Origin of the sequence: Gilliamella sp. Nev5-1, assembly GCF_001690895.1 — a bacterium.
GTDB classification, from domain to species: Bacteria; Pseudomonadota; Gammaproteobacteria; order Enterobacterales; family Orbaceae; genus Gilliamella; species Gilliamella apicola_C.
Window position 1 is genome coordinate 65,394 of sequence record NZ_LZHO01000047.1, and the last position, 9,521, is coordinate 74,914.

The 9,521-nt window shown below is 37.0% G+C and carries 7 protein-coding genes and 1 other RNA gene; 4 read left to right on the plus strand and 4 right to left on the minus strand.

The annotated features are described in order from the left end of the window. Positions 1-6: 6 nt before the first annotated feature. Positions 7-693: a DedA family protein gene (locus tag A9G41_RS06970; protein ID WP_065581624.1), complete on the plus strand. Its 687-nt coding sequence runs from the start codon at positions 7-9 to the stop codon at positions 691-693. 23 nt (positions 694-716) lie between these two features. Here A9G41_RS06970 and rnpB read toward each other — a convergent pair. Further along, positions 717-1,104, minus strand: an RNA gene (gene rnpB / locus A9G41_RS06975) — RNase P RNA component class A. Positions 1,105-1,316: 212 nt separating this feature from the next. Further along, positions 1,317-2,243 (minus strand): TIGR01212 family radical SAM protein, encoded by a 927-nt coding sequence (locus tag A9G41_RS06980; protein WP_075539475.1) that lies wholly within the window; start codon positions 2,241-2,243, stop codon positions 1,317-1,319. A 380-nt stretch (positions 2,244-2,623) separates the two neighbouring features. Between A9G41_RS06980 and A9G41_RS06985 the strand changes: the two genes are divergently transcribed. Genes A9G41_RS06985 through A9G41_RS06995 form a run of 3 tightly spaced genes read left to right on the plus strand, consistent with a single transcriptional unit; the run spans position 2,624 to position 6,185 of the window. After that, positions 2,624-3,748, plus strand: coding sequence for a glycosyltransferase family 4 protein (locus tag A9G41_RS06985; RefSeq protein WP_075539476.1), 1,125 nt, complete (start codon positions 2,624-2,626; stop codon positions 3,746-3,748). Next, the gene (gene rfaP, locus A9G41_RS06990) at positions 3,741-4,544 is read left to right on the plus strand and encodes a lipopolysaccharide core heptose(I) kinase RfaP (protein ID WP_179854687.1); all 804 of its coding nucleotides are present in this window, start codon (positions 3,741-3,743) and stop codon (positions 4,542-4,544) included. The genes A9G41_RS06985 and rfaP overlap by 8 nt, the downstream gene beginning before the upstream one ends. A gap of 12 nt (positions 4,545-4,556) precedes the next feature. Next, positions 4,557-6,185 carry a DUF2813 domain-containing protein gene (locus A9G41_RS06995; RefSeq protein WP_075539478.1) on the plus strand — a complete coding sequence of 543 codons (1,629 nt, stop codon included), beginning with the start codon at positions 4,557-4,559 and terminating at the stop codon, positions 6,183-6,185. Between the two features lie 76 nt (positions 6,186-6,261). Here A9G41_RS06995 and ettA read toward each other — a convergent pair whose 3' ends face one another. Then, on the minus strand, positions 6,262-7,929 hold the full coding sequence (gene ettA / locus A9G41_RS07000) for an energy-dependent translational throttle protein EttA (RefSeq protein ID WP_075539479.1): 1,668 nt from the start codon (positions 7,927-7,929) through the stop codon (positions 6,262-6,264). 540 nt (positions 7,930-8,469) lie between these two features. Beyond that, positions 8,470-9,521 (minus strand): hypothetical protein (locus A9G41_RS14290; protein WP_179854686.1); only part of this gene is annotated, 1,052 nt, incomplete at its 5' end.

A 9,521-nucleotide genomic window follows, 5' to 3' on the forward strand; every position in this document is an offset into this window, starting at 1 on the left:
AAATAAATGGAAACAATAATTACACTTTACCAAGCATTTGTTAACATGGATATAGCAACACTTTCAAATCCTAATGTGCTATGGACATTATATGGTATGTTATTTGTTATTATTCTTTTAGAAAATGGCGTATTACCCGCAGCTTTTTTACCTGGTGATAGTTTATTATTTCTAACTGGTGTGTTAATTAGTCAAAATGTATTCCATTTTGGTTTAATCAACCTTATTTTAATTTCTGGCGCAGCATTTGGAACGTGGTTAGGTTATGCACAAGGTTTGTGGCTTGGTAATACTAAGCTTGTACAAGGTTGGATGGCACATATTCCTGAAAAATACCATCATAAATCTGAAGTATTATTCCATAAGTACGGATTACAAGCTCTATTTATTGGACGGTTTATTGCTTTCGTACGTACATTGTTACCGATGATGGCAGGATTGTCAGGGCTACATAGTCGAAAATTCCATATTTATAATTGGATTAGTGCAACATTATGGATTACCTTAATTGTGACATTGGGATATCTATTTGGGTTATCACCTATTTTCAAAACTTATGAAAAACAAATTATGTCGCTATTAATGCTGATCCCAGTGTTTTTATTAGTAATCGGCTTGCTTTTTTCTATCTGGCTGGTATTAAAACGTTGGTTAGCCCAGAAAAATAAATTAAAAAATTCGACCAAAAAATAGTATTAATGAGCAAAGTTAAGAAATATTGAAATTAACCGATAAGCCGGGTTCTGTCGTGGACAATCATTCCTCTAGGCTAATACTCACGTATTAGCTCAAGCAGTCTACCCGGATTCAACGCGGGCCGCGCCAAAGAATCCCTATTTGACCTTGCTCCGAGTGGAGTTTACCATGCCACAACTGTTACCAATTGTGCGGTGTGCTCTTACCACACCCTTTCACCCTTACCTGATCTTATCAATAAGCCATCGGCGGTTTGCTCTCTGCTGCACTTGTCGTAAACTTTTGCTCTCGCAAAAGCCCCCCAGGCGTTACCTGGCACTCTGCCCTATGGAGCCCGGACTTTCCTCCCCTTTGTTTGTCTCCTTTAATAAAGGACTACAACAAAGCAGCGATTGTCTGGTTAATTTCGTTAACAAGTATAACGTAATGTAAAGTTTTGTCCAGTATTGCATGTTTTATAAGTTATTTATCAAGGTAAACATGGCCAATATTTTGGCAAGGATCAAGGGATATCGTAAATAATATCTCCATATATATTAAATCCATTTCTATTTTAACTCGCCGTTATTAATGATGTTAATATTATTATAGATTATAGTTGTTAGTCACTTCTAGAACGGCTAAAGCTTAAAGCTGTAGCAATCCCCAATGGCGCTACCTTGAGCACCAAACTGGCGTAAATTCTGATCGACAGCGTTCATCGATTGCCAATGATTTTCACACCAATCTGGCGCAAGCAGGGTTGGTTTTCTAGCATTAGCCGAAATGCGGTGATATAAAATATTTGCTGGTGTTTGACGAATAATATCGCCAGCAATATCGACATATTGTTCTAAAGACAAAACCTCAAGGCGACCTGCCCGCCACGATTTTGCCATAATGCTACCATCCACAATATGCAAAGGGTGTAACTTTAAGCCGTCAACACCACTATTTAACACTTGTTCTAGAGTTATTAAGTTATCTTGTTTGGTTTCTTTAGGTAACCCAATAATTAAGTGAGTGCACACTTTAATGCCAAGTTTACGTGCTTTTTGTACGGTTTGATGATAATCGTTAAAAGTATGCCTACGATTTATATCATGTAAGGTTTTATCGTGAGCAGTTTGTAAGCCCAACTCTAACCAAACTTCAAAACCTTGAGCTTGATAACTAGCAAGCAAATCAAGCGCTTCACTGGGTACACAATCTGGGCGAGTACCAACACAAAGCCCAACAATATCAGTACTATTTAGCGCTTGCTCGTACATATTTTTTAGTATGGCAACTTCGGCATAAGTGCTAGTATAAGCTTGAAAATAAGCAAGATAGCGCTTGGATTTTTTCATTTGATGAGCTTGTGATACCAATTGATCAGCAATTGATTTCACTTGAATAGATTCATCAATAATTGAAGCCACATTACAAAAAGTGCATCCACCCATGCCAATAGTGCCATCACGATTTGGACAACTAAACCCACCATGCAAGGTTAGTTTATAGATTTTTTCCCCATATCGGCGCTGAAGATCGGAACCAAAGGTATTAACGACTAGATGAAGTTGCATAATAGACCAGAAATAAAATTTTGCTTATTTTACGAAGTTAGTTGCTTTACTTCAAGCAACGTTATGTTTGAGGATGATAGTTTTAAAATAAAAAATCATATAAGTTTAATAACGTAATGATATTAACTAAATAATTCGACAATTAAAATACTTTTTTAATTTAGACTAAGGCGTAGCTTGAATGTTATTAATAGGGTTTGTTAAGAATTTTTTGTTGGTTAAACCAAAGGAAGTTATTGATTTTATTAAAAATAAAAAAATTCAATAAAATCAATGACTTTTCTGACCGATTTTTGCTCTTCTTTTATTAAAATCAGCTATTTTTGCACCTTGCTTATCAACAAGTATATAATACCCCTTTCAAACTTGAGGCAACCTGCATGCAACTAGCATTTTGTATCTATAAATATTTTCCTTTTGGTGGCTTGCAACGTGATTTTTTACAAATAGCTAGGGCTTGTCAAGCTCGTGGCCACCACGTTCGGATCTATGTAATGGCATGGCAAGGTGATAAGCCTGCTGGATTTGATATTATCTTGGTTCCGAAAAAAGGCTTATCTAACCATAATCGTAATCAATCTTATTACCATTGGGTAAAAGCCCATTTGCAAGCGAACCCCGTCGATTGTGTAGTTGGGTTTAATAAAATGCCTGACTTAGATGTCTATTTTGCGGGCGATACCTGTTATGCAGATAAAGTGGCCCATAAAGGCTTTTTATATAAGTTATCAAAACGCTGTAAACACTATTTAGCCTTTGAAGATGCGGTGTTTAATCAACATAGCCAAACTAAAGTGATGCTTTTAACTAAGCAGCAAATCGCTGACTTTGTTAAATATTATCATACTGATCTATCAAGGTTTTATCTGTTACCGCCTGGCATTGCTCAAGATCGCCAATATAATGCTGAGTCGATCGCTAAAGGCAAGCAATTTAGACAAACCAATCAAATTGATGAACACAGTTTTGTGATTGTGCAAATTGGCTCGGATTTTAAACGCAAAGGCGTTGATCGTTCACTAACCGCCATTGCGACTTTACCCTATGAATTAAAGCAAAAAGTTACTTTTTTAGTGGTAGGACAAGACAAACCAGAAGCCTATCAAAAACAAGCAAAACAACTGGGGATTGATCAGCAAGTCCGTTTTTTAGCGGGCCGTGATGACATTGCCGATATTTTATTTTCAGCTAATTTACTATTGCATCCAGCAAGGCAAGAAGCTGCAGGTATGGTTTTAGTCGAAGGATTAGCTGCTGGTGTCCCCGTTATTGTATCGGGTGTTTCGGGATATGCTTATCACATACACGATGCCAAGGCTGGTGTGGTTCTTGCTGAGCCTTTTGTACAATCGGATCTCAATCAGACCGTTAAAAATGCTATCACTAATCACGATCAATTATTAACATGGCATCATAATGCGATTAACTACGGGAAAACGGCTGATCTATACGATTTAGCCACTCGCGCCACCGATATTATTTTAGGTTGTAACGATGATGAATGAAATAAAACTCAAATCGCCTTTTCAGCAATTATGGACAGGTAAAGATCCCTTTGCAGAAATCGAGTTAATCTCGGGTAAAGTATATCGTGCTGTTAAGCAACGTAAAACGCTAAATTTTGAGCTTGAGGGTGAATCTTATTTTATTAAAATTCATCGGGGTACAACGGCTAAAGAGATTATTAAAAACCTCATATCGTTACGTCTACCCGTGTTAGATGCCAAGCAAGAATGGGATGCCATTCATCGTTTAGCGCAAGCTGGCGTTAATACTATGGATGGGCGAGCATTTGGCCGTAAAGGTTTAAATCCACTAACACGCCATTCGTTTATTATTACCAAAGATCTTAATCCAACAATTAGTTTAGAAGATTTTACCAAGCCATGGCTCACTCAGCCACCTAGCTATCATTTAAAGCGTTCTTTAATTATTTATTTAGCGAAAATGGTGGCAAAAATGCACGCTGCGGGGGTTAATCATCGTGATTGTTATTTGTGTCATTTTTTGTTGGATTTACCCTTATTTGAAAATAAACAACAAATTAAATTATCGGTTATTGATTTGCACCGAGCACAAACTCGCAATAAAGTACCAACCCGTTGGCGAGATAAAGATCTTATTGGGCTGTATTTTTCGTCGACTAAAATTGGCTTGACTAACCGCGATATTTTTTTATTTTTAAAAGTTTATTTTGATAAATCGTTAAAAACCATTTTGCAAGAACAACAACCACTAATTAACAGTGCACACAAAAAATCGGAGCGAATTCGTAAGCGAACCGAAAAATACCATCTTTAAATAAGGATTGCTATGTTTATTGAACAAATTGATATTTGTGGGTTTAAAGGTATCAGCCAGCTATCGTTAAAATTCAATGCAAGTTCTAGCGTGCTAATAGGCGAAAACCGTTGGGGGCGATCAAGTTTAATTAGCGCTTTACAACTGTTATCACTCAATAATAAGTTTTATCAATTTGTTGATTCTGATTTTTATCATGACCAACACGACGGTAATGTCGATAATATCACCATTACCGTCACTTATTGCCAATCGCATTTAAATGAGTTAAACCATAAAGATTATCAGCCATTACGCGCTGTTTCCTATCTATCAACACAAGATAACCTGCATCGCATTGCTTATCAAATTTCGGCTAATAAACAAAACAATCAAATTATCACACAACATAAATTGCTCAATTTACAAGGCAAACCATGTAATATTGAAAATGAAAGATCGTTAATTGCACTTTTAATCAGCCTAAATCCAGTTATGGCGCTTAAAAATGCTATGGATCAAGCCCAATTACCTATTACTAATCAGCCACAATCTGAAAAAAACATTGAGCAACTTTCCTGCCAATTAAAAGCACATTGCGCCAAATTAACGCAAGATGAATTAGCTCGGGGTCTGCAAGCTGCACGCTCATTATTAGAATATTACTTTGCCGATCAAACGCACCGCTATCATTATAAGCAATCCCCCCTAAAAAGCTCGCCAAGCGCAGAGGATTGGAACGTTTTAGAACAAATTAATGATATATTAGACAGTTTTGATAATGATTATTTACGGACGGTATTTTTAGGCATTTTTGGATCGATTATTGATGCTAAAGGCGATTATTCACTTTTACAAAGTTCAATGCCGATTTTAATTTTACAAGAGCCTGAAAGTTCGCTACACCCCATCATTTTATCTGTCGCATTTCGGTTACTAAAAAACTTCCCTACACAAAAAATTATTACCTCAAACTCAAGTGATTTAGCCTCATTATTTCCATTAGAAAGTCTTTACCGATTAATTCGCTTGCCTGATAAAATTGTCGCAAAACACATTACTGCTACATCATTAAGTATGAGTGATAGTCGCCGTATTGTATTTCATATTCTTTATCGACGCTCTAGTGCATTATTTGCTCGTTGTTGGCTATTAGTTGAAGGTGAAACCGAAGTTTGGTTATTACGTGAATTAGCAAAGCAAAGTGGTTATCATCTGAGTTCAGAAGGAGTTCAGCTTATTGAGTTTGCTCAGTGTGGTTTAAAACCACTTATAAAATATGCCGATAAAATGGGCATTCATTGGTATGTGATAACCGATGGAGATGTGGCTGGTAAAAAATATGAAGATGCCGTAAAATCGTTATGTGGTGAAGATAAAAATCCTAATGATTACTTAACGGTTTTACCTGCGCGAGACATTGAAAACTTTTTATTTAAACATGGTTTTAGTCATGTCTATAAACTTGCCGCTTACAACACAACACAGCATATCGATCTACCTATACATCAAATTATTCAAAAAGCCATCCATAAAAGCTCAAAGCCAGATCTTGCTATTGCTATTTGTGATGATGCAAAAGCACGGGGAATAACAGCCATCCCACGCTTGCTCACTGACACCTTTGCTAAAATCATTAAAGCATCCAAAAATGGGCTTTAAAATATCTGAAAAGCAATATCAAAAAAGTAAATCTATTCCGCCAACATGCACTGGCGGAATAAAATAAAAATTAAACCTATTTAGTGATTCGTTTATATTTAGCACGTTTAGGCTCTAATGCTTCAGCGCCGAGTGTACGTTTTTTCCATTCTTCGTATTCAGTAAAGTTACCTTCAAAGAATTCAACATGCCCTTCATCCTGATAATCCAAAATGTGAGTCGCAATGCGATCAAGGAACCAACGGTCATGTGAAATCACTAAAGCACAGCCAGGAAACTCTAATAATGCATTTTCCAGCGCGCGTAGCGTTTCGACATCTAAGTCATTGGTCGGTTCGTCAAGTAACAGAACATTACCGCCCACTTGCAATAATTTAGCTAAATGCACGCGTCCACGTTCACCACCAGAAAGCTCACCTACACGTTTTTGCTGATCAACACCTTTAAAGTTAAAACGACCAACATAAGCACGGCTTGGAATTTCAAAATTGCCGATACGCATAATATCTTGACCGTTAGATATTTCATCCCAAACGGTCTTTTTATCATCCATGCTGTCACGGAACTGATCGACAGAGGCAAGCTGTACAGTATCACCTAACGTGATAGTACCTGAATCGGGTTGTTCTTTACCGGATAACATTCTAAATAGCGTAGATTTACCTGCTCCATTTGGCCCGATAATACCAACTATCGCACCTTTTGGAATGCTAAATGAGAGGTTATCAATAAGCACGCGATCACCATATGATTTGGTTAAGTTATTGACTTCAATTACTTTGTCACCTAAACGTTGTCCAGGTGGAATAAAGAGTTCGTTTGTTTCGTTACGTTTTTGGTAATCGTTGCTGTTTAGTTCTTCAAAACGAGCTAAACGTGCTTTACTTTTTGCTTGACGCCCTTTTGGATTTTGCCGTACCCACTCAAGCTCTTTTTCAATCGATTTTCGGCGAGCCGATTCGGTTGAGGCTTCTTGTGCTAAACGCTGATCTTTCTGTTCAAGCCAAGATGAGTAGTTACCCTCCCATGGAATGCCCTCACCACGGTCAAGTTCTAAAATCCAACCTGCCACATTATCTAAAAAGTAACGGTCATGAGTAACGGCCACAACAGTACCTTCGTAATCATGTAAAAATCGCTCTAGCCATGCAACCGATTCAGCATCTAAATGGTTGGTTGGCTCGTCAATTAATAGCATATCAGGTTTTTCAAGTAACAACTGACAAATTGCCACTCGACGGCGTTCACCACCAGATAATGTTTCAATTTTGGCATCCCAAGCAGGTAAGCGTAATGCATCGGCTGCCCGCTCTAATTGATTATCAAGGTTATGGGCATCTTGCGCTTGGATAATTGCCTCAAGCTCCGCTTGCTCTTTGGCTAATTTATCAAAATCGGCATCAGGATCAGCATAAGCGGCGTATACCTCATCTAGTCGAGCAAGTGCTTTTTTAGCATCATTAACGGCTTGCTCAACCGCTTCGCGCACGGTTTGCTTAGGATCAAGCTTAGGCTCTTGCGGTAAATAGCCAATCTTAATATCAGGTTGTGGTCGTGCTTCGCCTTCAATTTCAGTATCAACACCCGCCATAATGCGTAATAATGTTGATTTACCTGCCCCATTTAAACCCAGCACCCCAATTTTAGCACCAGGGAAAAAACTTAAAGAAATATCTTTTAAAATATAGCGTTTAGGGGGAACAATCTTCCCTACTCGATTCATGGTATAAACATATTGCGCCATAAAATATCGTCCGTTTAATTGATTAAAAATAGCAAAAAGTATTTGCTATATGACTAATGGCGTATATTGTAACGATTCTTAGGATTGGGTCTAGGGTTATTTACAAGAATGCTCTAATTGCTTATATAATAATGTATCTTAAATACTGATAGAATTAAAAAATGGGAGATTATATTTGTTTAAGCCTAGTAAAACATTTTATTTTTAAATATATTATCAATAAATTGTTAATTAAGAATATATATTAGAAATAGTTTTATATCACATCCCAAAAAGCCGCAATATGTAATAATGTTAATAACACATTGCGGTTATTTTAATATAGGAAAACATCGAGTTGTTTACACTTCATCATTAAAACAATCCGCTAAAAACTCATAAGGCGTTAATTTTGCCTTTTTATATCTACTCATTACAGTATTTTCGCAAATTACTGTAAACAGTGCGAATAAGTTCTATAATTAACTTACTCGTAATCACCTCTGTAACTTCAAAAAGTTACAGAGTCAAACTATTTATGAACGGATAAAATAAATTTAACTAAGGCTTAACACAAGCCGCTCTGTATAGCCTATAAGTTGGTTCATTATAATATAAATCTCCATCCCCTAAATCGACCCGAAGCGGGTTTCCTTTATATGTATCAATTGTCCAATACCAATCTTGAGGATGCTCACTTTCCCAGTCGTCAAGACCTAAATAGTGATCAGAGTGATTAAACAAAGTTCCCCATTCATTCAACAATCCACCTATCCACTTACCATTACCGCCGCGATAGCTTAATTGTCGACGATAACCATTGATATTTCTTCCGGGAATACCTCCAGTCCAAATATCACCGGTATTTGCGTTGGTGAAATCCACTACACTTGGCATTCGGTACCCAATTCGGTTACAGTAATCTTTTGCGTCTTGCACAGATGCATTAATATGAGCACCTTGGGCTATATACCATCTTTCAATTTTAAAGCTATACAAGACTTTACTTTTGGCTCTATCTGAATAAAGCTTAAATGTAGAGGGGCTAAAATTTTTATTAGCACTACTGTTTACTGGCCCTTTTAGTACTATCTTTAAAGCTACATCTCGTGAGCCTTTTCCCCAACCTGGTGTTCGTGCAGATGATAAAGCTAAACTAACTCCACTCCCTGATTCAGGGAATACCCTAGCGCCATTAGCTGAGATAATCTCTTCGGGCGTTACGTTTGCTAATAATAAATAAAAATAAACATTATTTGTTCCTGTCGATGGGAAATTACGTTGTGGATTGTTTATATCTTGTGGAACAAATCCTTTTCCTTTTACCCAATCCGGACCATCTAAATCTTTATATTCAGTGTTATTACTGGAGTCGTTTGATAAATTAGGTTGAGCATAACAAACCGATGGTGCACTTGGTTTAAAATAATATGAATGAGAACTCTGTTTATAAATAGTTTTATTCGGAATACCATAACGTGTCGACAACGTTAAAGATTCTCCTGTAGTAATAAATAATCGATATGGTGCTTTACAAGCATCCAACTTGTACGATGGATTTTTTTTTACTTCTGCTGTTATATTTTGGTTTGCATCGTACCATTCTAGAGATA